Annotated in this window: 24 protein-coding genes; 9 read left to right on the top strand and 15 right to left on the bottom strand. The window is 35.0% G+C overall.

Translation table 11 applies throughout. The features are described from left to right. Nucleotides 1-103 precede the first annotated feature (103 nt). Nucleotides 104-1,675 carry a sigma-54 interaction domain-containing protein gene (locus tag QLQ95_RS19860; RefSeq protein ID WP_320493697.1) on the top strand — a complete coding sequence of 524 codons (1,572 nt, stop codon included), beginning with the start codon at nucleotides 104-106 and terminating at the stop codon, nucleotides 1,673-1,675. 213 nt (nucleotides 1,676-1,888) lie between these two features. On the opposite strand, the gene QLQ95_RS19865 is transcribed toward QLQ95_RS19860, so the two are convergent. The 13 genes from QLQ95_RS19865 to QLQ95_RS19925 form a co-directional block, all read right to left on the bottom strand. Beyond that, the gene (locus QLQ95_RS19865; RefSeq protein WP_428237056.1) at nucleotides 1,889-2,242 is read right to left on the bottom strand and encodes a cupin domain-containing protein; all 354 of its coding nucleotides are present in this window, start codon (nucleotides 2,240-2,242) and stop codon (nucleotides 1,889-1,891) included. Beyond that, on the bottom strand, nucleotides 2,242-2,862 hold the full coding sequence (locus tag QLQ95_RS19870; RefSeq protein ID WP_428237057.1) for an alpha/beta hydrolase: 621 nt from the start codon (nucleotides 2,860-2,862) through the stop codon (nucleotides 2,242-2,244). Before QLQ95_RS19870 ends, QLQ95_RS19865 begins: the two co-directional genes overlap by 1 nt. Before the next feature lie 172 nt (nucleotides 2,863-3,034). Next, nucleotides 3,035-3,325 (bottom strand): GNAT family N-acetyltransferase, encoded by a 291-nt coding sequence (locus QLQ95_RS19875; protein ID WP_320493694.1) that lies wholly within the window; start codon nucleotides 3,323-3,325, stop codon nucleotides 3,035-3,037. A 289-nt stretch (nucleotides 3,326-3,614) separates the two neighbouring features. After that, nucleotides 3,615-4,976: a sigma-54-dependent transcriptional regulator gene (locus tag QLQ95_RS19880; protein WP_482501329.1), complete on the bottom strand. Its 1,362-nt coding sequence runs from the start codon at nucleotides 4,974-4,976 to the stop codon at nucleotides 3,615-3,617. A 170-nt stretch (nucleotides 4,977-5,146) separates the two neighbouring features. Next, complete coding sequence (locus tag QLQ95_RS19885) at nucleotides 5,147-5,815, bottom strand: YoaK family protein (protein ID WP_482501331.1); 669 nt, start codon at nucleotides 5,813-5,815, stop codon at nucleotides 5,147-5,149. 9 nt (nucleotides 5,816-5,824) lie between these two features. Then, a complete protein-coding gene (locus QLQ95_RS19890) occupies nucleotides 5,825-6,298 on the bottom strand; it encodes a Dps family protein (protein WP_320493691.1) in 474 nt (157 codons plus the stop codon). A 195-nt stretch (nucleotides 6,299-6,493) separates the two neighbouring features. Beyond that, nucleotides 6,494-6,928: a DoxX family protein gene (locus QLQ95_RS19895; RefSeq protein ID WP_320493690.1), complete on the bottom strand. Its 435-nt coding sequence runs from the start codon at nucleotides 6,926-6,928 to the stop codon at nucleotides 6,494-6,496. An 11-nt stretch (nucleotides 6,929-6,939) separates the two neighbouring features. After that, entirely contained in the window at nucleotides 6,940-8,826 is a 1,887-nt protein-coding gene (locus QLQ95_RS19900; RefSeq protein WP_482501333.1) for an amidohydrolase, read from the bottom strand. A gap of 7 nt (nucleotides 8,827-8,833) precedes the next feature. Next, complete coding sequence (locus QLQ95_RS19905; RefSeq protein ID WP_320493688.1) at nucleotides 8,834-9,568, bottom strand: M17 family peptidase N-terminal domain-containing protein; 735 nt, start codon at nucleotides 9,566-9,568, stop codon at nucleotides 8,834-8,836. 268 nt (nucleotides 9,569-9,836) lie between these two features. After that, nucleotides 9,837-11,189, bottom strand: a complete 1,353-nt coding sequence (locus QLQ95_RS19910; RefSeq protein ID WP_482501336.1) for an alginate export family protein — start codon at nucleotides 11,187-11,189, stop codon at nucleotides 9,837-9,839. A gap of 83 nt (nucleotides 11,190-11,272) precedes the next feature. Next, complete coding sequence (locus tag QLQ95_RS19915; RefSeq protein ID WP_482501338.1) at nucleotides 11,273-11,905, bottom strand: hydrolase; 633 nt, start codon at nucleotides 11,903-11,905, stop codon at nucleotides 11,273-11,275. Between the two features lie 79 nt (nucleotides 11,906-11,984). After that, complete coding sequence (locus tag QLQ95_RS19920) at nucleotides 11,985-12,302, bottom strand: phosphoribosylpyrophosphate synthetase (RefSeq protein ID WP_095929150.1); 318 nt, start codon at nucleotides 12,300-12,302, stop codon at nucleotides 11,985-11,987. Between the two features lie 55 nt (nucleotides 12,303-12,357). Further along, nucleotides 12,358-13,173 carry an alpha/beta fold hydrolase gene (locus QLQ95_RS19925; RefSeq protein ID WP_482501340.1) on the bottom strand — a complete coding sequence of 272 codons (816 nt, stop codon included), beginning with the start codon at nucleotides 13,171-13,173 and terminating at the stop codon, nucleotides 12,358-12,360. A gap of 507 nt (nucleotides 13,174-13,680) precedes the next feature. On the opposite strand from QLQ95_RS19925, the gene QLQ95_RS19930 reads away from it, so the two are divergent. The 7 genes from QLQ95_RS19930 to QLQ95_RS19960 all read left to right on the top strand — a co-directional run bounded on the left by QLQ95_RS19930 (nucleotide 13,681) and on the right by QLQ95_RS19960 (nucleotide 20,557). Continuing rightward, the gene (locus QLQ95_RS19930; protein ID WP_320493684.1) at nucleotides 13,681-14,085 is read left to right on the top strand and encodes a hypothetical protein; all 405 of its coding nucleotides are present in this window, start codon (nucleotides 13,681-13,683) and stop codon (nucleotides 14,083-14,085) included. 298 nt (nucleotides 14,086-14,383) lie between these two features. Then, the gene (locus QLQ95_RS19935; RefSeq protein WP_320493683.1) at nucleotides 14,384-15,307 is read left to right on the top strand and encodes a hypothetical protein; all 924 of its coding nucleotides are present in this window, start codon (nucleotides 14,384-14,386) and stop codon (nucleotides 15,305-15,307) included. Between the two features lie 4 nt (nucleotides 15,308-15,311). After that, nucleotides 15,312-17,291 (top strand): TonB-dependent receptor plug domain-containing protein, encoded by a 1,980-nt coding sequence (locus tag QLQ95_RS19940; RefSeq protein WP_320493682.1) that lies wholly within the window; start codon nucleotides 15,312-15,314, stop codon nucleotides 17,289-17,291. Between the two features lie 180 nt (nucleotides 17,292-17,471). Beyond that, nucleotides 17,472-17,840: a hypothetical protein gene (locus QLQ95_RS19945; RefSeq protein WP_482501342.1), complete on the top strand. Its 369-nt coding sequence runs from the start codon at nucleotides 17,472-17,474 to the stop codon at nucleotides 17,838-17,840. A gap of 48 nt (nucleotides 17,841-17,888) precedes the next feature. Further along, complete coding sequence (locus tag QLQ95_RS19950) at nucleotides 17,889-18,755, top strand: MbnP family protein (RefSeq protein WP_482501344.1); 867 nt, start codon at nucleotides 17,889-17,891, stop codon at nucleotides 18,753-18,755. A 360-nt stretch (nucleotides 18,756-19,115) separates the two neighbouring features. Next, nucleotides 19,116-20,135: a cytochrome-c peroxidase gene (locus QLQ95_RS19955; RefSeq protein ID WP_482501345.1), complete on the top strand. Its 1,020-nt coding sequence runs from the start codon at nucleotides 19,116-19,118 to the stop codon at nucleotides 20,133-20,135. Between the two features lie 173 nt (nucleotides 20,136-20,308). Beyond that, nucleotides 20,309-20,557: a hypothetical protein gene (locus tag QLQ95_RS19960; protein ID WP_250835948.1), complete on the top strand. Its 249-nt coding sequence runs from the start codon at nucleotides 20,309-20,311 to the stop codon at nucleotides 20,555-20,557. Between the two features lie 58 nt (nucleotides 20,558-20,615). On the opposite strand, the gene QLQ95_RS19965 is transcribed toward QLQ95_RS19960, so the two are convergent. Beyond that, nucleotides 20,616-20,819 (bottom strand): hypothetical protein, encoded by a 204-nt coding sequence (locus tag QLQ95_RS19965; protein WP_427873619.1) that lies wholly within the window; start codon nucleotides 20,817-20,819, stop codon nucleotides 20,616-20,618. Between the two features lie 181 nt (nucleotides 20,820-21,000). Beyond that, entirely contained in the window at nucleotides 21,001-22,419 is a 1,419-nt protein-coding gene (locus QLQ95_RS19970; RefSeq protein WP_482501346.1) for an FAD-dependent oxidoreductase, read from the bottom strand. 400 nt (nucleotides 22,420-22,819) lie between these two features. On the opposite strand from QLQ95_RS19970, the gene QLQ95_RS19975 reads away from it, so the two are divergent. Then, on the top strand, nucleotides 22,820-23,023 hold the full coding sequence (locus tag QLQ95_RS19975; protein ID WP_482501347.1) for a hypothetical protein: 204 nt from the start codon (nucleotides 22,820-22,822) through the stop codon (nucleotides 23,021-23,023). The last annotated feature ends 102 nt before the right edge of the window (nucleotides 23,024-23,125 follow it).

Genomic DNA, 23,125 nt, shown 5'->3' on the forward strand with positions numbered 1-23,125 from the left:
TATGATTTAAAAATGGCATATTTAGAAAATCTATACTTGTTTACTAAATGCTATTCCTTATTTTTACGCTATCACCGCCAAAATACCACAATAAATACCGTTTATGGAAAAGCCTTTAGATAAAGCTGCGATCGCAATAAGCCGATTGCAGGAAAGAGAAAATGAACAAATGAATATTATGTCTATTTGTACAGCACTTTCTCGGGCTTTAAACAAAAAGGAACTAGAATCTGTTGTAAACGGAATATTAAAAGAGAACTTTCAATTTGATGATTTTATTTTGGCTTCTTCTGATGAAAGCAAAGGAGATTATTTCATTTTTCATTCAACAGATCAATATGTAGATTCAAAAAGTTATGCTATAAATGATGGCTTTTTTGATGATTGCCTTAATTCTGCTGATGTAGTTTCTTCCGATTTATCAAATTCAAAGTATCCAGATTACATTCAGAACATTTATAAAAGAGGCTCTAAAAATGCATTTGGAATTGGGCTTCCTTATATAAAAGGAAATCGATATGTACTTTTTCTATTTTTTAAAAATGCTAAAACTTTCAGCAGAGAATCTAATCGTATTTTGAGAGGAATTGTGGTGCAGCTTTCTATTACGGTGAGAAACATTATGCTGACTCAACAAAATGAAAATACGCTTGCCGAGTTGCAAAAATTGAAACAGCATATTTTAGGAAAGAAAGAAAAAAACATTCTAAAAAAGGAAGGTTTTCATGGAATTATAGGAACTAGCGATGCTATGAAAGACGTTTATGAATTGATTGCTCAAGGAGCCTCTTCAAATTCTACGGTTTTAATTTTGGGAGAAACAGGAACAGGAAAAGAACTTGTAGCTAGTGCAATTCATAATTTATCTGAAGTTTCCAACCAAAAAATGATTAAGGTAAATTGCGCTTCAATTCCCGAAAACTTAATCGAAAGCGAATTATTCGGTCATGAAAAAGGGGCTTTTACAGGAGCAACCGAACAAAGAATCGGGAAATTTGAGCAAGCCGAAAACAGTACCATTTTTCTAGACGAAATAGGAGAGCTGCCATTAGAATTGCAAGGTAAACTGCTTCGTGTTTTACAAGAAAAGGAAATTGAAAGGGTTGGCGGAAACAAAAGCATAAAAGTGAATGCGAGAGTTATTGCCGCAACCAATAAAATACTTGAAAAAGAAGTTTATGGCGACCGTTTTAGAAGTGATTTATATTTTCGATTGAATGTTTATCCGATAAAGCTTCCTGCTTTACGCGACCGTAAAGAAGATATTCCGGTTTTGGGACATTTTTTCTTGGAAAAGCATGCCACAAAAATGGGGAGAAATGTAAAACGGTTTTCTAAAAAAGTACTCAATAGTATGATGACTAACGCATGGCCTGGAAATGTGCGTGAGCTAGAAAATATGGTAGAAAGAAGCATCTTGTTTGCCAAAGATGAAAAGATCAAAGAAATGATTTTTCCTGAAATTGTAATGGCTAGCCCAGATACTTTAGTCAATGATTTTTATACCAAAACCCTTCAAGAAGTAGAAAAGGAGCACATTCTAAAAGTGATAAAAAAATGCAACGGACGAATTTCGGGGCCGCAGGGCGCAGCTGTTTTACTCGGTTTGCCGTCTACAACATTGACTTCTAGAATGAAGAAGCTCGGAATTAAAAAAGAACATTTTTTGGATTGATTTTTTTGAAAGTGTAAAGTGTTTTAACACATAGAAACATAGATTTTAGCTTGTGTAAAAGGCGTTTCACTTGCATAAATACACATAGCGCTATGTGTTAGAAACTAGTTTCTTTTTTAAGTCTTTTCAAGATCGAATAAACTATGTTTCTATGTGTTTAAAAAAAATATCAACTTTGACAAAGTTCGACAGAACCTGAAACCTGAAACTATTTTAAACCAACTTTATAAAAATAGATTTTCTAAGTTTAGGTTCCATATTTTTGGTTTTGTGACCTTTTCCTGTCGTATCTTCTACCAATAAAATAGAACCCGTATTGAATGTCCTTTTTTCTCCTAACGAAGTTTCAATTTCTACGCCTCCTTCCAGCAAAACAATATATTGGCGATCTGGAGCATTATGAAAATCGTAATCGTAAGAAGGACTAACTTCTCTAAAAACGATCGATTTGACAGGTTCATCGTCAGATAAAAATCCGATATCGCCATTGTTTTTCAACGGAACTTCAAAGTCTTCAAAATGACTTTCTCCTTTAGCATCGCTGTAAACACGAGTTATCGTAATCATTATTTTTTATTAAAAATTAATGCGTTGGCACAATTTATTTCATCTTGACTGATCGTATGTCCCATATTTGGGTAGATTTTTTTAGTAACATCTGCGCCCATTTTTTCCATAAGCTCTTCGGTCGCATGAACTCTTTCTACAGGAACGTGAAAATCTGGATCGCTTGTTCCGATAAAAACAGGTGTATTTTCGAAGTTTCCTGAATAATGATTTTCATAAACTTGATCTCCAATTAATCCGCCTGTGAAAGCGACGATTCCGCCATATTTTGCTGCATTTCTTGTAGTGAATTCTAAAGCAAGACAAGCGCCTTGAGAAAATCCTAAGAAATAAATATTCTCTTTTTCGATTCCGTTTTGCTGTATAGCGACCACAACTTTATGTATCGCTTCCAATGATTTTGAAAAGGATGGTTCATTTTCGTTCAAAGGAGCTAGAAACGAATACGGATACCAAGTTCTATTTTCTGCCTGAGGCGCAACCAATGCAAAGTCATCTACCTTAAGATGTTTTGCAATCGAAAGAATATCATGAGCGCTAGCACCGCGTCCGTGAATGAGAATCAGGGCTTTTTTAGCTTCATTTAAAGGAATACCATCTGTTAAAATATCTGTATTCATAGTTTTTTTGTTTTAAATTATTAGAACAGCGAATTAATGTTTCACGCAGATTTAAAGAGATTTTAGCAGATTTTAAAGTTGATTATAAAAAATCTGCGTAAATTTTTTTCAGCTAAAAATCTGCATTATCTGCCAAATCTGCGAGAGAAAATTCACACCATTTTATCAAGAATTATTTCTTCCAGATATCTTCGTATTCGTCTGGATGTCTTTTAAATTGCGCGTGAACGTAAGGACAAAGCGGTAAAACTTTCAGGTTATTGGTACGAACGTAAGAGACCATTTCTTCTAAAAGTTTCTTAGCATAGCCTTTTCCTTCTGCTTCTGGCTCAACTCCTGTGTGGTAAACGGTCAGTAAATCTGGTTTGATGCTTACAGTCATTTCTCCGAGTTTTTTATCGTCTACATAAAGGTTGAAAGCTCCATGTTTTTTCTCGTCTAATTCTAGTTTTATTGTTTCCATATTTTTGGTTTTTAATGGTTTGTGGGATTTAAACGCAAAGTTCGCTAAGTTTTTTACTTTTTGATTACGCAAAAAATTTACGCAGAGTTCGCTAAGGTTTTTTTTAAAAGAACTTAAGCTAGATCTAAATATTGAGTTCGCAAAGGTTTGTGCGGATAAAACTTTGTCTACATAAAGCTTTTGCGAACTTTTAAATTTTCAATTTATCTTTATTAAAACTTAGCGTACTTTGCGTAAACCTTAGCGAGCTTTGCGGTTAAATCTGCAGTTAAATCTGCGGTTAAAATTTTTAATTATATCCTTGTTTTATACCTAATTTTTTCATTTTTGAATACAAAGTCTGCGGTTGTAGTTTTAAAAGTTCGGCAGCGCCACCGACACCCGAAACTTTGCCATTGCACATTTGAAGCGCATTCATAATATGTTCTTTTTCCATTTCTTCCATCGACTTTATTTTGTCTGTACCGATTTCTAAAGAGACAATAGGGGCAATGGAAGATAAATCAAATTTTTCAATTTCGTTTGTTTTGGCGAGAAGTACATTTCTTTCAATCAAATGTTCTAATTCGCGTATATTTCCTGGCCAGCTGTAATTTTTTAATTGTTCTAAGGCTTTTGCGCTTATACTGTTTACGTTTCTTCTCGAAATGGCTGCATATTTTTTTAGAAAATAAGTAGCAAGCATTTCAATATCTTCTTTTCGTTCTCTTAAAGAAGGCAATTGTATCGGAAACACATTTAGTCTGTAATATAAGTCTAATCTAAAACGGCCTTCTGCAACTTCTTTTTCAAGAATTTTATTAGTGGCCGCTACAATTCGAACATTAATTTTAATTGTTTTATTGCCTCCAAGACGCTGAATTTCTTTTTCTTGCAGAACTCGTAATAATTTAACTTGAGAATCTAGCGGTAATTCTCCAATTTCATCCAGAAAAATAGTTCCGTTATTGGCTTGTTCAAATTTACCGATTCTTAAGGCATTAGCTCCTGTAAAAGCGCCTTTTTCGTGTCCAAAAAGTTCAGATTCTATTAAAGATTGCGGTAAAGCGGCGCAGTTTACCACTACAATCGGATGTGAGTTGTGTGCCGAAAGTTCGTGTATGACGTTTGCTGCTCTTTCTTTTCCGGTACCGCTTTCGCCTAAAATTAAAACAGAAGTTTCAGTTGGAGCTACAATTTTTATTTTCTCAATGGCTTCTTTTAGGAGAGGACTCTGACCGATGATTCCTTGAATTTCTTGAGTTTCTGGATTTGCATGTTTTACTGCCAAATCTTCTTTTTCTTGATTAAATCGATATCTGGCAATATCCAGCATTACAACAAGATCTTTTTCTCTAAAAGGCTTTACCATAAAACCGTACGGATGTGTAGCTTTTACAGCTTCAAGTGTACTTTGATTGGTATTTGCTGAAATATATAGAAAAGGCAGATTTTTTTGGCGAAGTTCCCAAGCTAGATCAATTCCAGTCAATTGGCCTTTTAAAATAATATCTAGCAGAATCCAGTCAGGGCTTTTTTCTTCGATTAATTTTCGAGCCTGAGCTACAGACGCAGCAATACCAACAACTTGATAACCCGCTTTATGCAGCATGATTTTTAAATCATTTGCAACTATAAATTCATCTTCAACAATTAGTAGTTTCTCCTTCATTACATTGTTTGTATAATTTCAGAATTTTCAGGAATAGCCAAGAATTTGGAGTTTTTTAGAAATTTCTTTTGGATCGATTTTAGGATTCCCTTTCAGAGAAAAGGGAACTAAAATCATTTTTTAAAGATACTATATTATCAGAAATCTGCAATCCGAAAATGTAGGTTTGACTAGCTTTTTCGGTGGTATAAGTAGCAAATAATCATGGCTGCTCCTGGTAGAATTAAAGTTCCTAATCCGAAAAACTTTCCTGCAACTGCTCCTAGAAAACATCCAACAAGAAATCCGATTAAGGTAATGAACTGTTTTTTAAAACTTAAAAGTACTTCAGCATCTTTAAACCCATTTTTTAATAAACTTCCTAAATCAAGAGAAGCTTGAGTCACATTTCCTGTCATCATAGTGGTTGGTCCATAGGTTTCTTTAGCATAAAGTTTTCCAAAAGCATTCTGAAGTCCCATTGCAAAAACTGTTGTCATAGCAACCGTATACATGGTCCATTGTTCAAAGTTTTGTAAATAGCCAAAAACATAAGATGCGATACCACTTAAAACCAATATTATGCCTTCCCAAAATAAAATAGTGTAGCGATTGGTTGCCTTTAGCGCAATTCTTCCTCCTGTAATTACCGCAATAATGAAAACAGGAAAAGTAAGCAGTTTTACCCAAGCATGAAGGTCTGAACCTTTTACAATCTGATAGGCAAAAACGATAAAGTTACCTGTTACGTGCGCCGAAAATATAGAATCGGCTGCGACAAAAGTGACGGTATCGCAATACCCTGCTATTATGGTGAGAAGCAGGGTTACGTACCAAATATTTTTTTGTTGAATTTCCATAATTTGTTTTTAGTTTAAATGTGCACGAAGCATCCACGCCATTTTTTCATGATTTTCTACAAGACCTGTGATAAAATCGCTTGTTCCAGCATCTTGCAATTCATTGGCAATAGGGTTAATGTTTTCTCGAAGATAAATAATAATGCTTTCGTGATCTAAAAGCAATTCTTTGATAAAACCATTACTGTCGTTTTTCTCTTTTAATTCTTCTGTTAAATGTGTCAGCGCTAAAAAATCTTTTAAAGTCGCTGGAGCATAATGACCTAAAGCTCTAATTCTTTCTGCAACCGTGTCTACAATTTTGTCAATTGCGTCGTATTGCTGTTCAAAGAAAAGGTGTTTGTTGTAGAAATCTGGGCCTTCAACGTTCCAGTGTGCTCTTTTTGTTTTGGTATAAAGTACGAATTCGTCTGCAAGAATTTTAGTTAATACATCAACGATTTTTGAGATGTTATCTTGCTTAATTCCGATGTTTGTTTTCATTTTTAAATTAGGTTTAGTAAATAATATTTATGTTTAAGGGGAATTAAATTAAACACATAGAAACATAGATTTTTCTTGTTTTTGGAAAAGAATAAAGAGAGAAACTAGTTTCTAACACATAGTTCTTTGCGAGAACTTTGTCAAAGTTTTAAACTTTGACAAAGTTGAAAAAGGTATGTTTTTATGTGTTAAAAATTAATTGTTTAGTAACGATAATAAATAATAATCAAGTGAATACGTTCCTGCGCCTAGGGCAAGAAGCAATAGTAAGGATAATGTGTACATGTACGGAACATCGCGCACTTCTAGCGAATCATTTCTATGAACCACAAAATACCCAATTGCAGTGACACCAATTGTTGGGAGAACGGCAAGACGTGTTCCGAGTCCGAGAATAATGAAAAACGGAATTACAGTATCTGAAAATGTTGCAACTAAACCGTTTAATTTTTCGGGCAAATGCAACGGATTTGGAACTTGTTCTTTCTGACCGTTTTCGACTCTGAATTTCTTCATTCCGTGTACTCTGAAAAGCTCAATCGCCAGCAGCACTCTAAATGCTAAAAGCGCCGCGTTGTTGAATGAATTTCCTAAATCGGAATTCAATATTTGTTTTATAATTTCGATCATATTTTTAAAATTTAGAAAGCAAAACAAGAACAGCCCAAAGCGCCCCAGAATGCATTATAATTGTTTACTGGAACATTGCTCATTCTCGCAGCATCGTGATTGTGCAAATGAACATCGCAACTTCCAGTACAGCTGTGAATCTGCGAAGTCAGTTTTGGTTTTGCATCCGCTTTTACGTTTTTTTCAATCGCACTCTGGAAACTACTTCTCGCAGGATATCCGTTGTAAATATTGGTTGGCGACCAATCTGGCAAAATCGGAATGTGAGGCGGCGAGAACGAAGAAAAATCTCCATTAGCATACACAATTTTCCCATCGACAATCGTCAAATCGGCTTCGATTTTTTTGATGTCTTCGTCGTCAATGGTAAAATAATCTCGATCTAAAACCACTAAATCGGCAAACATTCCCACTTTAATATCTCCTTTTTTAGTTTGTTCCTGCGAAAACCAAGCACTTCCTCTGGTGTACAATTCTAAAGCAGTTTGTCTGTTCAATCTGGTTTCATTGTATAATTGCAATCCTCCAATAGTTTTTCCGACAGTCATCCAATACATAGAAACCCACGGATTGTAACTGCTCACACGTGTAGCATCTGAACCTGCGCCGACAGGAACTTCCATCTCAATCATTTTTTTAATTGGCGGTGTGTTTTCAGCTGCTTTTGCTCCGTAACGATCAGTGAAATATTCTCCTTGATACGCCATTCTGCTTTGAACTGCAATACCGCCTCCTAAAGCTTTTACACGTTCGATATTTCTTTCGTCAATCGTTTCAGCGTGATCAAAAATCCACGGAAGTCCGTTGAAAGGAACATCTTGATTGATCTTTTCAAAAACATTCAAAAACCTTGTAATGCTTTCGTTGTAAGTCGCATGAAGTCTAAAAGGCCAGCGATTTTCTACCAAAAGGCGAACTACTTTTTCTAATTCAGCTTCCATGTTTTCAGGAAGATCTGGTCTTGGCTGAAGGAAATCCTCAAAATCGGCAGCAGAAAAAACCAACATTTCACCAGCTCCGTTATGACGGTACATATCGTTTCCTTGATATAATTTTACGGTATCAATCCAATCGGAGAAATCTTCAAATTCGTGTTTTGGTTTTTGAGTGAAAAGATTGTAGGCAATTCTTACGGTCAATTGTTTCTTTTCGTTCAATTCGTTAACCACTTTATAATCATCTGGAAAGTTCTGAAATCCTCCTCCAGCATCAATTACACTTGTGATTCCGAAACGGTTCAATTCTTTCATAAAATGACGCGTCGAATTAATCTGATGCTCGTAAGAAAGCGTTGGACCTTTTGCCAAAGTCGAATACAAAATCATTGCATTTGGAGTCGCAATAATAAGTCCAGTTGGTTCTCCTTTTGAATCGCGTTCTATTTGTCCGCCTGGAGGTGCAGGCGTATTTTTGTTGTAACCAACGGCTCTCAATGCTGCTCTGTTCATAATGGCTCTGTCGTACAAATGCAGAATAAAAACAGGAGTATCTGGTGCAATCGCATTGATTTCTTCTAAGGTAGGCATTCTTCGTTCTGCAAACTGAAATTCTGACCAACCACCAACGACACGAACCCATTGCGGATTTGGAGTACGATCTACTTGCTCTTTCAACATTCGAAGCGCATCTGCCAAAGAAGGAACGCCATCCCAACGTAGCTCAAGATTATAATTTAATCCGCCTCGAATAAGGTGAATGTGCGAATCGTTGATTCCAGGAACGACTCTTTTATTCTGAAGATCAATTATTTTGGTTTCTTCAGATGCAAAATCCATTATATCGCTGTCATTTCCTACTGCAATAAATTTTCCGTCTTTAATTGCAACAGCTGTAACGTTTGGAGTTTCAGCGTTGAAACTATGAATTTTTCCGTTGAATAAAATTAAATCTGCTTTCATAGTTCCGTTATTTAGCGTTCAATTTGGTAATTGCTTCTTTTATTCCTTCTCCGGCAACGGTATAAAAAGCGGGGCCAGCAAGCAAGATAACTTTGGTTAGAGGCTTATAATCTGTTAGCTTTTTTTCTTTTAAATACGATTGAGTTCTATAAGCTTCGAAAGAACCTAAAACCACATTTTCGGCTACTAGAGCAGTTGGAGAATCGATTCCTGCATCTTTAATATCGCTTGCAAAAGAATAGTTTGAAACCCCTAAACGTAAAGCTTCGCGCATGGCAGTGCTTCCAACACTAATCATTAAATCGGGAGTAAATTTATTGCGGTCTCCCAATCCGATTAATAGTAATTGTTTGGATGCTAAAGTTCCTTTTGGAGGCGTAATCAATAAAGTTTCAAGAGAATGACCTGTAAATCTGCCGCTTTTGCGTAATTCTGTAATAATGCCTTTTAACGCATCGTCTAAATGCACCATTCCGTTTAAGTTGGCAGGAAGGGCAGGAGGGTTAAAAATATCACCTTCTGTATATTCAAAAACGCAGGCAACTTGCAAGTCAGCTTCTGCTGCAGATGGTCCTTGAACCAATCCGTTTACTGCAATTCCGTCTACTTTCCCCCAAGTTACTGTAGAACCGATTGAAGCTGTTTGTGCAAAAGCATTGTTACTAAGAGAGCCTGCAAATGCTATAATTAGAAGTATTAGATGGGAATATCTAAAACTGTATTTTGAAGTGTTTGTTTTCATTGTTAAGGGTTTAGTGTTGTTGAAATTTTTTAAACACATAGAAACATAGATTTTCTTTACTTTGAAAAAGAGTAGAGAAAGAAACTAGTTTCTAACACATAGTTTGTTGAATGCTTTGTGAGAACTTTGTCAAAGTTTTAAACTTTGACAAAGTTTGTAATGCAAATAGCGCCAGTACATCTTCTATGTGTGTTATTGCAAGTGAAACGCCTTTTTTACGTCTCAAAAACTATGTTTCTATGTGTTAAAAATTAATTTATGTATTTGATTAAAATTTGAATCCAAGACGAGCATTAAAGAAAACCCCGTCTTTTGAGTTCGGAATCATGTCATCGATAAAAGCACCTGTTTTGAAATACTGAATACCGCTGACAATCGAAATATATTTGTTTACGCTATAGGTAAAATTGGCGAGATAGGCAGTTCCGATATATCTTTCGTCAGACTCGCTTCCGCGAAGATTTAGAATTCCGCTTGGCCTATAAACTCCGTCTTGTGTTGAAAATCTCCAGTTTAGAACCACATCGACCTGCATCTTTAGCTGTGGCAATAAATCCATCGTAGCATACGGATGAATATCGATAAGGTTTACTGGTCCAACTTGCGGACTAAAACCAAAATATCCTCCTTTTGGATACAGCGGATTAAATGTTTGAAGATTTCCGTTGCCTTGATTTTTATCTCCTGAGATATAATCGTTTCTAAGATTTATGGTGGGTTTAAATTTTACGTTTTCAAACATATACCCAATATCTACAGAGCCAGTCCAGGCATTGATATTTCCAGAACCAAAAGTTCCGAATTGATAGGCTGCTTCGAGGTTGTAAATAAAACCGCCACCGTATTTCCATAATCTCGAACCGATTGTATGCCTTCTTTCAGGAGCAATTCCTTCTTCAAAAACAGATTCATCTCTTCTGAATCCGAGATAATACAGATCTAGATTTCCTGCTTTTGGAAAAATTATTTTAGAATAGGCTCCCCAAAGGTTAAGCTGTTTAGACATTTTATTATCAAAAACACCGTTATGAACCGTGTCGGCCATCATGGCAAAGGCGTCAACTGATACTCTTGACGAAGTGTACATTAATTTTCCTCCTGTAAAATAAAGCCTCGTATTTGGACCTTCTCTAACAGAAATTAACCTTCCGGAACCATAGTCCAATTCTTGTCTTCCAGCGCGGACGGTTATTTTTTTGTCTTTTTGCTGCCATACATTCACATCTACAAAAAGATTCTGCACATTCAGCTGATCTTCGTCTATTCCGCGAGCGCCATTTACACGGCCATCTTCTAGGGCGCTTCTTAATTGGGCAAATATTCTAAAGCGTTTTCCCAAATGCACATCGGCATGAAGATCGTAACGCTGGAGTAAGAAATTGTTGTGCCCAATATTGAATCGTCCCCAGTCTTCATTGTTGAAATCAACATATTCATATCTGGCTTCGCCACCAATAGACATGTAAACCTCTTTATCTTGATTTAAGGGAATGAACTTTAATCGTTCGTAAAAGTTTCTGTTTGAATCTTTTAAGAATTCATAATTTTCATCGTAACGGAGCAGCTTAAAACTTTGAGCTGATGCCGTGTTTCCTATCAAAAGAAAAGAAACAATACACATGAAAAGGATTTTTGATAATATGGATTTTGATGATTCCAACATAATGAAGCGTAAGAGATTTATAATAAAATGAATTAGTCCGATTAGTGTTTCAACATGTTATGAGCATAGTGAATACCAATTCCGTAAGAACCGCCATATTTTTTCATTAAAGAAGTAACAGGACCGTAAGTTGCTTCACGTGCCCAATCTCTTTGAAGTTCTAATAAATATTGAATAGAGGTTACCGGAATTGCTCCAGCTTGAATCATTCTTTGTACAGCACGTTCGTGAGCTTCGGCAGTAACATCACCACAAGCATCTGTAATAATGTACACTTCGTAACCTTCTTCGATTGCAGACAATGCAGGCCCTACGATACAAACGCCTGTCCAAAGTCCAGCAAGCACAATTTTCTTTTTGTTTTTTGCTACGATAGCTTTATAAGCATTTTCGTCTTCCCAAGTATTCATGGTAGTTCTGTCAAGGTACCCAGAAGTAGCGATTGGATAAAACTCTTCTAATTCTGGAAAAACAGGTCCAGAAAAGCTTTCTTCTGCAACTGTAGTTACAACTGTTGCTACGTTAAAAATTTTCGATGCTCCAGCAACAATTGCCACATTCGTGCGTAATTCGCTTACTGGAATATTGTGCGTTGCGAAGGCCATTTGTCCTTCAAAATCGATTAATACTAATGCGTGATTATCTGGTGATAATAAGTTAACTGATGGTTTCATACTATTTATTTTTAAGATTTTAATTGGTTAGGCTAATGAAATACAATAATCATTAGCGATATTTCGTGTTTTTTTAAGATTAGTGCGTAGACAATTTCTTAATCATTTCAGAAGAAATTGAGTCGGCATAAATTCCAAAAGCGCTGGTTAAAACACCTTTGATATTGTAGATTTCAGATTTAATCCCGTAGACAATATCTTCATCTCCTGGATCGGTATCTCCTTCAAAACGGAATAAATATTCGATTTTGAATTCTTCTGGCGACATGCTCTGCGTATTGTTATTGTAGCGAATACAGTTAGAATCCAGATTAAAGTTTTCTGTAAAACCTTGTGTACTCAGCCATTGCAAAGCTTCTGTAACCGTATCAAAAGAGGGTTGTTGAAAAAAACTCATAATGTGAGAAGATTAAACTACCTGTAAATGAACCTTTACAGGTAGTTGTTATGGATTATTTGATGAAATCTAAAATATCGTTGTTGATCGTTTCTGCCTCTGTTGTAGGCATACCATGAGGAAATCCAGGATAAGAAATTAATTTTCCGTTTTTCAACAATTTTGCAGCTCTTGGTGCTTGACCATAAGGAACAATTTGGTCGTCTTCTCCGTGTAATACTAAAACTGGAATATCTATACTTTTTAAATCCTCTGTAAAATCAGATTCAGAGAATGCTTTAATTCCTTCGTAGTGAGACAATACAGAACCCATCATTCCTTGACGCCACCAGTTTGCTTTGATACCTTCTTGAACAGTTTGCCCTTCGCGGTTCCATCCGTAGAAAGGAATAGGGAAGTCGTAGAAATATTGTGCTCTGTTGAATCCTGTTCCTTTTCTGATTTCGTCAAAAACTGACAATGGAACTCCTTCTGGATTAGATTCGTTTTGAATCATTATTGGCGTAACTGCGCTTATGATTACCGCTTTTGCAACACGACCTTTTCCGTATTTTGCAGCGTAACGAATTACTTCACCACCACCTGTTGAGTGCCCAACATGAATAGCATCTTTTAAGTCTAAAGCTTCAGCCAATTCAGCAATATCAGATGCGTAAGTTTCCATGTTATTTCCTTCAGAGGCTTGACTAGAACGACCATGTCCGCGTCTGTCGTGTGCAATAACTCTGTAGCCTTTTTGAAGAAAAAACATCATTTGTGCATCCCAATCGTCACTTGATAAAGGCCATCCGTGGTGAAAAACAATTGGTTGTCCTGTTCCCCAGTCTTTGTAATAAATTTGTGTTCCGTCTTTTACTGTAAATGTGCTCATGATTTTTTTGATTTTAGGATTAATTTTATTTTGAAATATTTGAATACTTAATAAATATGTTTAACTTTTTAACAAATGGTTTAATAGATGTTCAATGTTGTGATGTTTCTGATGCAAACTTATTACGGAAAAGCATCTGCATCGATTAACCTAGATTAAGAAGTGAAAAATGATGTTAAAAAATTTAGCTTATCGGAATCTTTCCTAGAGAAGTTTGCTTTTTCTTTTCTACAAAAAGCTGGATTTTGACCTGAAAATGGCTGTAATTTTGGTCTCATAATGTGTAGCATTTTTAAGTGATTTAGTAGAATGCCATAACAATTGCCAATTAACGTGCCTTATTCGCAGTGTCTTTATTTTAAGGGGTTTGTTTAAAAATGGATGTTTTTTTATTTACGATATTTCGTTATTTTATGAATAATCCGTTTTTTGTAAATAAAGATTGATCTGTCTTTTATTAAATAAAAAATCAGAATAGTTAAAATAAATACAAAATAGTATGTACTTTTGCCAGCAAACTATTTGAACAAGCACTTGAAAAGGTTAATCATCATAGCACTTTCTATTTTACTTATGTCGCCATCTTTTGGCAGCTTGTTTATTTATGCTTCTTTTAAAATCAATCAGAAAGAAATTGCGAAAACGATTTGCGTTCAGCGTAAACAGGCTTTTAACAGTTGTAACGGTCGATGCGAACTTCAAAAAAGCATTAAAAAATATTCTGATAATGAACGAAAAATGCAAGACAGTCTAAAAGACAAATTAGAGCTTGTGTATGTTCAAAATACTGCTGAAATCACTTTTGGCGCAATTCCAGTGATGGAATCAAAAGATAACACTTCAATTTTGTTTGAGAAGAAACCAATCGGAGCTTCTAATCTTACTTTTCATCCTCCTCTCTACACAGTGTAGAGATCACTATTTAGTTTTAAATTCCAAATTCCAAATTCCAGATTCCAAATTCAATTCTGAATTTTGAATGGATTGGCAGAATTACTCGAATTAAAAATTCTAAGTTTAGGCTAGGATTATATAATTTATTATTCTAAAAACTGATTTTGATCTTCTTTGTAATTGAAAGGGAAAATTTTTCCATTTTCATTTACGTTGCCATTCTTTTGGCTCACTCACAGCATTTTGGCTCTTTTTTTGGTATTCAAAAATTTATGGCAGGGTGCTATATTTTAAACGTTTTTTATAATATCATCAAATGAAATCTTTTAATTTTTGGATAATCGCACTATTGTTTGCGGTTACTTCCTGTACAATTGATAAAACAGATTACGAAGCTGAAATAGGTTCTGAAGTTCCTGAAAATCTAGAATTTAAAGAAGCAACATCTCTTACAAGCGGTAACTATAAGATTAGTATAGAAGCTTTAAACGGAACTTTTTATAAAGGATATAATGAGCTTCATTTTAAAATTATCAATACTCAAAACAACCAAGAATTGACGACAGCTGCGGTAACTTTTTTACCCATAATAAGTAATGCCGACGGAAGCAAAAGTTCTTGTCCGCATGAGTATAATGTGTTGTATGATTCTACCAATAAATACTACAACGGTTATGCTGTTTTTACGGGAGAAAGCACTACAACAGCAAGCTGGAAATTGTACATCAGTTTTACAGCTGATAACCAAAAGTATGAGATCAATAAAGATGTTACGGTTCAAAAACAAAGCAATAAAAACCTCAATATGACTGCTTTTGCAGGAAATGATGGCGAGCAATATGTAATTGCCTTGATTTCGCCTCAAAAACCTACAGTTTCAGAAAACGCGTTGGTTGCGGGTGTTTACAAATACAATAAGCCAACAACTCCAGCAGGAACTTTTCCAGATCCGTCGCAGTTTTCTTATTCTAAAGTTGTGGGATACACTTTAAAGTTAGATCCTAGAATGCCAGAACCTTCTATGGGAAATCATTCTTCGCCAAATAATAAGGATTTGACACAAGAAAACGATGGTTTGTATCACGGTGTTGTTAATTATACGATGACAGGAAACTGGACCTTAAACTTAATTATGATGAACCAAAACGGTTTAATCGTAAAGGGAACTATAGTTCCAACTGATCATACGCCAGGAGTAGAAGGCGTGAAAAGTGAACTTTATATTGACACTTTATTTTAAAAACATGAAATATATTATAATGCTGCTTTTCTTGGGTTTTTCAGTTACAGCTCAAAATCAGCATGCACATCACGATAGCATAAAAAACTTAGAAGAAGTAACGGTAAAAAACGCGACGAAAAAGAAAATAGAAACCGAGATGAAAATGGCTGTTTCTGTTGATGAATTTTTGTCTTCATCAGATAATATTAGTTTTATAAAACGCGGAGCTTACGCTTGGGAACCTTTATTAAACAACATGAGTACAGAACGTTCTACGGTTACCATTGACGGAATGCATGTTTTTGGCGCGTGTACCGATAAAATGGATCCAATTACGTCTTATGTTGAAAGTAATAATCTGGCAGCAGTAGATATTAAATCGGGTCAGGAGGGAAGCTTGCATGGAGCAACTGTTGCGGGAAGTATTGATTTAAAAAGAAAAAGCACGCCATTTGGACTTCAGAAGAAATGGAATGGAGCGTATCAAACAGGATTTGAATTTAATAATAAGCAGTTTTTCAATTTAGGAAATATTGCTTATTCAGGTAAAAAATTTGTGGCAGACGGAAGCATTTCGTATCGTACGGCCGATAATTATTACGACGGAAACAACAACGAAGTAAAGCATTCTCAATACAATAAATTCAATACTTCGTTAGGTTTGGCTTATAAAACCAGCGATTTATCATCGGTTAGGTTAGACGCGATTTTTGATGTGGCAAAAGATGTGGGTTATCCTGCTTTGCCAATGGATTTGTGGCTTTCGCGTGCGTTAATTACTTCGGCTTCTTATAAGCAATTGTTCGAAGAAGGTTTGGTTAGAGTAGTGGACACTAAAGTATATTTTAATGCCATTGAGCATTATATGGACGATACAACACGACCAGAAAACTTGGTTCACATGGATATGCCGGGTTGGAGCACAACATACGGATTGGTTTCGAAAGCGAATTTGAAAAAGAATGATTACTCTTCTGAAATTCAGCTAAATGCTTACGATAATTTGTCTATTGCAGAAATGCGCATGTATCCGCAAGATCGAAGCGAAAGAACGATGTTTGCTTACAGTTGGCCTTGGGTTACGACTCGTTATGCAGGACTTTCTATGAATAATTCTTGGGACATTTCTGAAAAAAGCAAAGTGCATTTGGGAGGTTCATTGGGAGTGAATTACAATTATTCTAAATATGTAGAATTCAATTGGATTTTTCATCCAGGAGCACCTCAGGAAAAAACGAGATTTCTGCCGAGTCTAAATGCGGCATATAACTTAAATATTGATCAGTTTAATTTTTCTGTCGGAACGGGTTATGGCCATAGAGCGCCTTCTGTTTCTGAGGGTTACGGTTATTATATCTATAATAGTTTTGACCGTTATGATTACATTGGAGATCCGAATCTAAAAAATGAAATTTCGTATGAAGGAAATGCTAGTGCAGGTTTTAAAACCGAAAGATTAAGCATTCAAGGAAAAGTCAACTATTTCTATATTCAGAATTATATTATTGGCAAAATCCTGAGCATGGGAAGTCCGATGAATTATCAATCGGTTGGAGTAAAAGGATATACGTCATTAGATTATGCAACGCTTTTAAATATGTCTGCCAATGTAAGTTACGATATTTTAGAGCATTTGCATTGGAAAGGAACACTTACCTATGCACGCGGAATGGATAATAAAGGAGGAAATCTGCCTTTTATACGTCCGTTAAGCTATTTGACTTCTATTCATTATATGTATAAAAAATTTGGAATCCAGACTTCTGTAAATGGTGATTTTGAACAGATTAATTACAGTCCAGAATATGGAGAAGATCAGACAGCGTCTTATGCCATTTGGAATATTTCTGCCGATTATTCTTTTAAAATAAATAAGGTGAGAAGCACAATACAAATTGGTGCAGAGAACGTATTAAATGCGTATTACAGTACTTATGCTGACTGGGGAAATATCCCGAGAATGGGACGTAATATTTTCACGTCTTTAAAATTGAATTTCTAATCTGTTTAGTAAAATTAAATTGAAACACATAGAAACATAGTTTTTTTAATGTTGAATAGAAAATAGAGAATAGAGAATAGAGAATAGAGAATAGAAAGAAACTAGTTTCTAACACATAGTTCTACGACAACGTTTGTCAGGATGACAAAAAAGTGCATAAAAAGGAAATTATAATTAAAAATGAAAAAAGTTTTTAGTATCACAATGACGATTCTGTTCCTGCTGGTTTCTTTCCAGCAGGCGCTTATCGTGGTGCACTTTAAACTGAATCAAGTTGCTATAGAAAAAGAATTTTGTGTTAACAAAGCTAAGCCAGAACTGCAATGTCATGGTAAATGCCATTTGAAGAAAGAACTTCAAGAATCGGAAAAAAATACCGATTTGGAATTGAGAAGCATTAGCAAAAAGATCGATATTGCTTTAAACACAACATTTGAGTTTCAGGTTCCACTATTAAAAACTATAACATCCAAGAAAGTGTCAATCTACAAAGAATCGGATCGACTAGAACCTTGCCTTGAAATTTTTGTACCGCCGCCTATTTTATAATCTTCCTTTCGATTTATAAAATACAATACAAAAATTAAAATCATAAAAATGCAAAATTTAAAAAAATACCTTTTATTATCAGTGGCCGCTTTGGCATTTGTTTCATGTTCAAACGATGACGATGCTCCAGCAGCAAACAATGTAACGTTAGAATTCAACAATACGTTCAAAGATAAAACCATTGTTTTGGGAGATGCAACTTCAGCATCTGCGTCTACAAATACTTCAGCGGTAGGACAAGTGCATCATTTTTCTGAAGTAAAATATGTGATTAGTAATATTCGTCTAATAAAAGATGACGGAAGTGAAGTGCCTTACAACGTAAATGATTTAGACAAAGGTGCAACAGTAATCGATCAGGCAAAAGCAGCTTCATTAAGCTATGTTTTGAGCAATGTGCCTTCTGCATCATACAAGCAGATTAAATTTGGTTTGGGAATTAAAACAGAACAAAATACGCTAGACCAAACAAGATTTCCTAAGTTTTACGCAGCAGCTGGTGCCAACGACACGGCAATGATGTGGGAATGGGGAACAGGATATCGTTTTACAAAAGTGGAAGGATTTTATGATACAGACAATAAAGCGCTATCTATTCATACAGGAAGTACTGTTGCGGGTACTGAAGGGGCTTACACACAAGGTGTAAATGCATACAGAGATATTACGCTAAACCTTACTACAAATGCAACTGTGGGTAAAAATGCTCCGAAAATCAAAATTAAAGCTGATTTCGACAAATTGTTGAGCGGAAAAATCAATACAATTACGTTGTCTACAGGAACAGGAATGGGCGATAATGCAACTCCAAATGTTCATACTGCAGCGCAAATGGTAAAATTTGTAGATAATTTAGGAGGAAACGGAACAAACGACATTACAGGAATGTTTTCTGTAACTAGTGTAGAAAACTAAATTAACTCTTAGGTTTTGAAGATTAATTGCCTCCATCTTTAGATGGAGGTAAATAAAATTTGCGCAAATAAGGCTTTAGCCTAAATACGCTAGTTTGGCTAAATCCTAGCTAATTTACATTTCTAAAATCCCCTAGTTAAAACTAGCGGCTATTGGAAAACTTTAATCAAGCAAAAATCAAATTTAATCTGCTAAAATCTTTTTTAATCTGCGTGAAATATTTTTGCGAATAGATTTTTTCACGCAGATTAAAAAGGATTAAAGCAGATTTATACAGATTAAATTTAATCTAAATGTTGTAAAAATATTTCAGAGCCGTCTGAAATTTTAAAAGACGGCTCTATTTTAAAATTCATTAAAATGAAAAAAATAGTTGGCTTTATCCTAATGGTACTCTTTTTCACTTCTTGTAGCAGTAGTGATTCTGATGAAACTTATTTTGATAATCCTGAGCTTTCATTGCCTATTCCGACTGATTTTCCAGAGGTAAACAGTTATGTGAGTTTGAACAAGCCTACAAAATATGGTGCAGAATTGGGCGAAAAGCTTTTCTCAGACAAAAGATTTAGTAAAGACAATACCATTTCGTGCTCAAGCTGTCATATCCAAGCGAATGCTTTTGCAGATCATAATGCGCGAGCTATTGGAATTGAAGGAAGAGTGGGATTTAGGAATGCACCACCGCTTCAGAATTTGATATTTTTAAAATTCTTTAATTGGGATGGAAGCAGATTGCAATTAGAAACCCAGCCTTTGGTTCCTATTATAACTCACGAAGAAATGGATTCTTCAATTCTAGAAGTTATCGGAAAAATTAAAGATGATGCTTCGTATAAAGAGATGTTTAAAAAAGCATTTGGAGATCAGGAAATTACACCAGATAGAATTTATAAAAGTATTGCCCAGTTTGAATACACCTTAATTTCTGCTAACAGCAAATACGATAAAGTAAAACGAAAAGAAGGGCAAACGTTTACAGAAAGCGAAGCGGCAGGCTATGCCACATTTCAACAGAAATGCGCTAGCTGTCATAGTACCGAATTGTTTACAGATCAGAGTTTTAGAAATATTGGATTTCCTTTAAACACAGATTCTAATGAGGCAGGACGAGGCAGAGTTACTGGAATTCCGTCTGATTTTATGAGTTTTAGAGTTCCGAGTTTGCGAAATGTTGAATATACAGCACCTTACGGAAGTTTTGGTCAGTTTGCTACCTTAAGAGCTGTTTTAGATTATTTTGATAATGGAGTCTTAAGTGCAGAGAATTTAGATCCGATTTTTAAAAATAATGGCAATAGAATTCCGCTTACAGAACAAGAAAAAGAGAATCTTCTTGCATTTATGAAAACCCTGAGCGACAAAGATTTTACAGGAAATTAGCTTGAAAAGTATTGATTTTACTGATGTTTTGCATTTCTTTTTAAAAAAGAGGAAAATGTTTATAATATGTTGATAAATAATACGTTGCGAACTGTGTTAAAATCTGATTTCGATAGATTAAATGTTTTAAATTTATAACTGAATGATAGTTAATTATTTAAAAATTTTTGAATATGGAAAGAGCTATAAAATTACAGGTTCGTAAAGAACTTGACGGAAAACAAGAAGTAAACATTATTAAACTAAAAGGGAGTTTAATAACTAAAGGCTACACAGAAATTATCCATATTAGTGACAAGGATGATGAATTCTACATTAACTCTTTTGCAACCAAAACAGAAGCAAGTAAAGAGGTAAGAGAATTTATTTTGGATTTTATAAACAAAGAAAATTTAAGCAATACAATCAGCGTTCTAGCCTAATAGATAGAATCGCAAGATTGTATTGCTTAAATTATATACTTAATAAGTAGCTTTTAGTTTAAATTGCATTTGTAAAACTAGTATTTTGATCCAGGTAAAGATGCTGATCTTTTAAAATTTCATCTGGTTTCTCGTCCCAATCTCCCCAATCTCCTACATAAGTTTTACGAAATATTAATTCATTATTATCACCATCACAAACCAAAGTTCGGCCTGTACAGGTTTTATTGTTTGGACTGAAATTTATTTGTGTATTTTTCATGGCGCAACTATTTAATTGTTTGTAAATGAGATCATAAAAGTAAAGAGATCGCGTCAGAATCAGTTATAAAAAAATATTAAATTATTGTTTAATTCCCATGTATATGATTGAATAATAACTCTATACAAAAAATGCTAAACAATAGGTTTAGCATTTTTTATTGATCTCCAATTTATATTCTTTATTCTTCACTCCTTTTAGAACATCTTCCTCGCGGTTCATCACCTTCTAGAAGTATAATTTCGGAATGTAAAAACTGAGCGGCATCAGCAGAACCTTGTACTTTCGTGGCACTGCGTTCAAGCATTTCAGCTTCAAAATCATTTAATACACATTCTCTCAATCCTCTTTCTTTCCATTTGGACTTAGCGTTACAGCCTTTCGAAATTTTTCTAGCCAATTTTAAAGCATCCAACAAAGCCTGATTGGCACCTTGTCCTTTAAACGGACTCATCGGATGCGCCGCATCGCCAATTAAAGTAATATTTTGATTCTTTTCTAATAATTCAGAACTCAACAACTCGCGATCATAAACCGGATATCCAGAAATTAGATTTTCTTGAGTTGCTTGCAAAATCTGAGGAATAGGAGTATGCCATTGCGTTCTTCGGCAGGCTTCCTCTTTCAAGGCTTTCGGTCCTTTAGCACTTAGTTCTTTGGCCTCTTCTTCAGACATCGGAAAACTCAATTGCCACATGACAGAATCTGCAGTATAAGGCATTACATAAATACGTTCATTTCCGTTGGCAGTCTGAAATATTGTTGCACCATCAAGTAAATCACTCGAAAGTCCTTCGAGCGAACTTAAAGGACAAATTCCTAAGATTACAATGCAATCCAAATAACGGAGCGGTGTTGCCTCTTCGCCAATTATTAGCTTCCTCACGGCACTGCGAATACCATCGGCACCGACAACAAGATCGGCTTTTGCAGTTTTTATTTCGCCGTTTACCTGAAAACTTAACTCTACACCATTTTCAGATGCTACAAAATCTATTAATTGATGTCCCCATTGGATAGTATTATTTCCTCCAAGTTGTTCTAATAAAGCTAAACGAAGCGATTGTCTTGCGATATGGATGTTGGTGCGTTTTGTAGGTGTTTTAATGGCGGTTTCCAGCCATTTTCTGGTTCCCCATTCGCCTAATATTTTTCCTTCGGTATTGTGTACAATATGTTTTGTAGAAATTACACCTCCCAAAGAAGTAATTCCTAACCCTTTCATAGCTTTACTGGCTTGCTGTAACGTAAGTCCGTAACCTTGAGATCGGGCATCAAAGTTGCTGTCTCTTTCATAAATGGTAAACGGAATACCGCGATGCAAACAGGCTACCGCTAGAGCAACTCCGCCAATACCTGCGCCAATAATGGCAACGTGCGGTTTTGTGAGATCGGGTTCAAGATAATTTTTAGATTGCATTAATCCAGACCCAGAACAATTTGTGCATAAATGCAAATGTGCCTTAGGACGTATCGGAGCAATAGTACTCTGTTTGTTCTCATATAAAGCCAATTCCGTTTTATAAAGGCGTTGCGCTTTTTTACTGAGTCCGCGATTTATTTTACCTTGTCCCTGGCATTCATGGCATATAGTCCACATATTCTGTTGTATAACTTACTTTGAGTATTGAGGGAGCAAAGTTAAGCTTAAACTATTTGATTTTCAATCTTGAGCTTTTATAATTGTCAAATTATTGATTTTGAGTGTTCTATTAAAAGGATCAATAATAATAATGATGGCGTTTAAGCTCATGATTTTTAAAATTTAGTTTAAGTTGCTGTATCCTAATAATATGCCAGTTACATTTTTGTTGTATTTATTGCCTTTTCGAAAAATAGAAAAGATAGGAAACAGCGATATTTAGCAGATTTTCGAAATACAGTAAATAGGTATGAGATAAAATAGCGGGCAGTTTTATTTTATAATTTTTAAAAATGATTATATAAGCCAAGCCATTGTATTTGAGCTAATTTTAATAATCATTTAAAAACTAGGAATTATGGAGAAGAATAATCAAACCCAGAAAAACCCGAATCCTAAACAACAGGGTGGAGGAGATCATCGAAACGATACGAGAAAACATCAATATAAAGATCATGACGAAGTTTTGACAAATGATGAAAACTATGATGTTGACACGAAAAAGTTTAAAGGCACAGAACCTGAACTCGATGATAAATTGAATAACGAAGAAAAAAAATAATACAGAAACGTCTCAAAGTTTATTTGAGACGTTTTTTTTGCGTTCAGAAAACACTTTTTTTAATAGATAAAAAGTAAAGAAGTAAAAGTATGGTTGGATTTT

It is taken from the genome of Flavobacterium sp. B330r (assembly GCF_056824325.1).

What these genes read in the sequence shown, in the direction of transcription:
- QLQ95_RS19860 (WP_320493697.1), top strand. Translation starts at nt 104, where the DNA reads ATGGAAAAGCCTTTAGATAAAGCTGCGATCGCAATAAGCCGATTGCAG.
- QLQ95_RS19910 (WP_482501336.1), bottom strand. Translation starts at nt 11,189, where the DNA reads ATGTGTATTGTTTCTTTTCTTTTGATAGGAAACACGGCATCAGCTCAA.
- QLQ95_RS19870 (WP_428237057.1), bottom strand. Translation starts at nt 2,862, where the DNA reads ATGAATACAGATATTTTAACAGATGGTATTCCTTTAAATGAAGCTAAA.
- QLQ95_RS19885 (WP_482501331.1), bottom strand. Translation starts at nt 5,815, where the DNA reads ATGGAAATTCAACAAAAAAATATTTGGTACGTAACCCTGCTTCTCACC.
- QLQ95_RS19955 (WP_482501345.1), top strand. Translation starts at nt 19,116, where the DNA reads ATGAAAAAAATAGTTGGCTTTATCCTAATGGTACTCTTTTTCACTTCT.
- QLQ95_RS19935 (WP_320493683.1), top strand. Translation starts at nt 14,384, where the DNA reads ATGAAATCTTTTAATTTTTGGATAATCGCACTATTGTTTGCGGTTACT.
- QLQ95_RS19970 (WP_482501346.1), bottom strand. Translation starts at nt 22,419, where the DNA reads ATGTGGACTATATGCCATGAATGCCAGGGACAAGGTAAAATAAATCGC.
- QLQ95_RS19880 (WP_482501329.1), bottom strand. Translation starts at nt 4,976, where the DNA reads ATGAAGGAGAAACTACTAATTGTTGAAGATGAATTTATAGTTGCAAAT.
- QLQ95_RS19975 (WP_482501347.1), top strand. Translation starts at nt 22,820, where the DNA reads ATGGAGAAGAATAATCAAACCCAGAAAAACCCGAATCCTAAACAACAG.
- QLQ95_RS19895 (WP_320493690.1), bottom strand. Translation starts at nt 6,928, where the DNA reads ATGATCGAAATTATAAAACAAATATTGAATTCCGATTTAGGAAATTCA.
- QLQ95_RS19890 (WP_320493691.1), bottom strand. Translation starts at nt 6,298, where the DNA reads ATGAAAACAAACATCGGAATTAAGCAAGATAACATCTCAAAAATCGTT.
- QLQ95_RS19905 (WP_320493688.1), bottom strand. Translation starts at nt 9,568, where the DNA reads ATGAAAACAAACACTTCAAAATACAGTTTTAGATATTCCCATCTAATA.
- QLQ95_RS19940 (WP_320493682.1), top strand. Translation starts at nt 15,312, where the DNA reads ATGAAATATATTATAATGCTGCTTTTCTTGGGTTTTTCAGTTACAGCT.
- QLQ95_RS19960 (WP_250835948.1), top strand. Translation starts at nt 20,309, where the DNA reads ATGGAAAGAGCTATAAAATTACAGGTTCGTAAAGAACTTGACGGAAAA.
- QLQ95_RS19865 (WP_428237056.1), bottom strand. Translation starts at nt 2,242, where the DNA reads ATGATTACGATAACTCGTGTTTACAGCGATGCTAAAGGAGAAAGTCAT.
- QLQ95_RS19875 (WP_320493694.1), bottom strand. Translation starts at nt 3,325, where the DNA reads ATGGAAACAATAAAACTAGAATTAGACGAGAAAAAACATGGAGCTTTC.
- QLQ95_RS19945 (WP_482501342.1), top strand. Translation starts at nt 17,472, where the DNA reads ATGAAAAAAGTTTTTAGTATCACAATGACGATTCTGTTCCTGCTGGTT.
- QLQ95_RS19950 (WP_482501344.1), top strand. Translation starts at nt 17,889, where the DNA reads ATGCAAAATTTAAAAAAATACCTTTTATTATCAGTGGCCGCTTTGGCA.
- QLQ95_RS19915 (WP_482501338.1), bottom strand. Translation starts at nt 11,905, where the DNA reads ATGAAACCATCAGTTAACTTATTATCACCAGATAATCACGCATTAGTA.
- QLQ95_RS19920 (WP_095929150.1), bottom strand. Translation starts at nt 12,302, where the DNA reads ATGAGTTTTTTTCAACAACCCTCTTTTGATACGGTTACAGAAGCTTTG.
- QLQ95_RS19900 (WP_482501333.1), bottom strand. Translation starts at nt 8,826, where the DNA reads ATGAAAGCAGATTTAATTTTATTCAACGGAAAAATTCATAGTTTCAAC.
- QLQ95_RS19925 (WP_482501340.1), bottom strand. Translation starts at nt 13,173, where the DNA reads ATGAGCACATTTACAGTAAAAGACGGAACACAAATTTATTACAAAGAC.
- QLQ95_RS19965 (WP_427873619.1), bottom strand. Translation starts at nt 20,819, where the DNA reads ATGAAAAATACACAAATAAATTTCAGTCCAAACAATAAAACCTGTACA.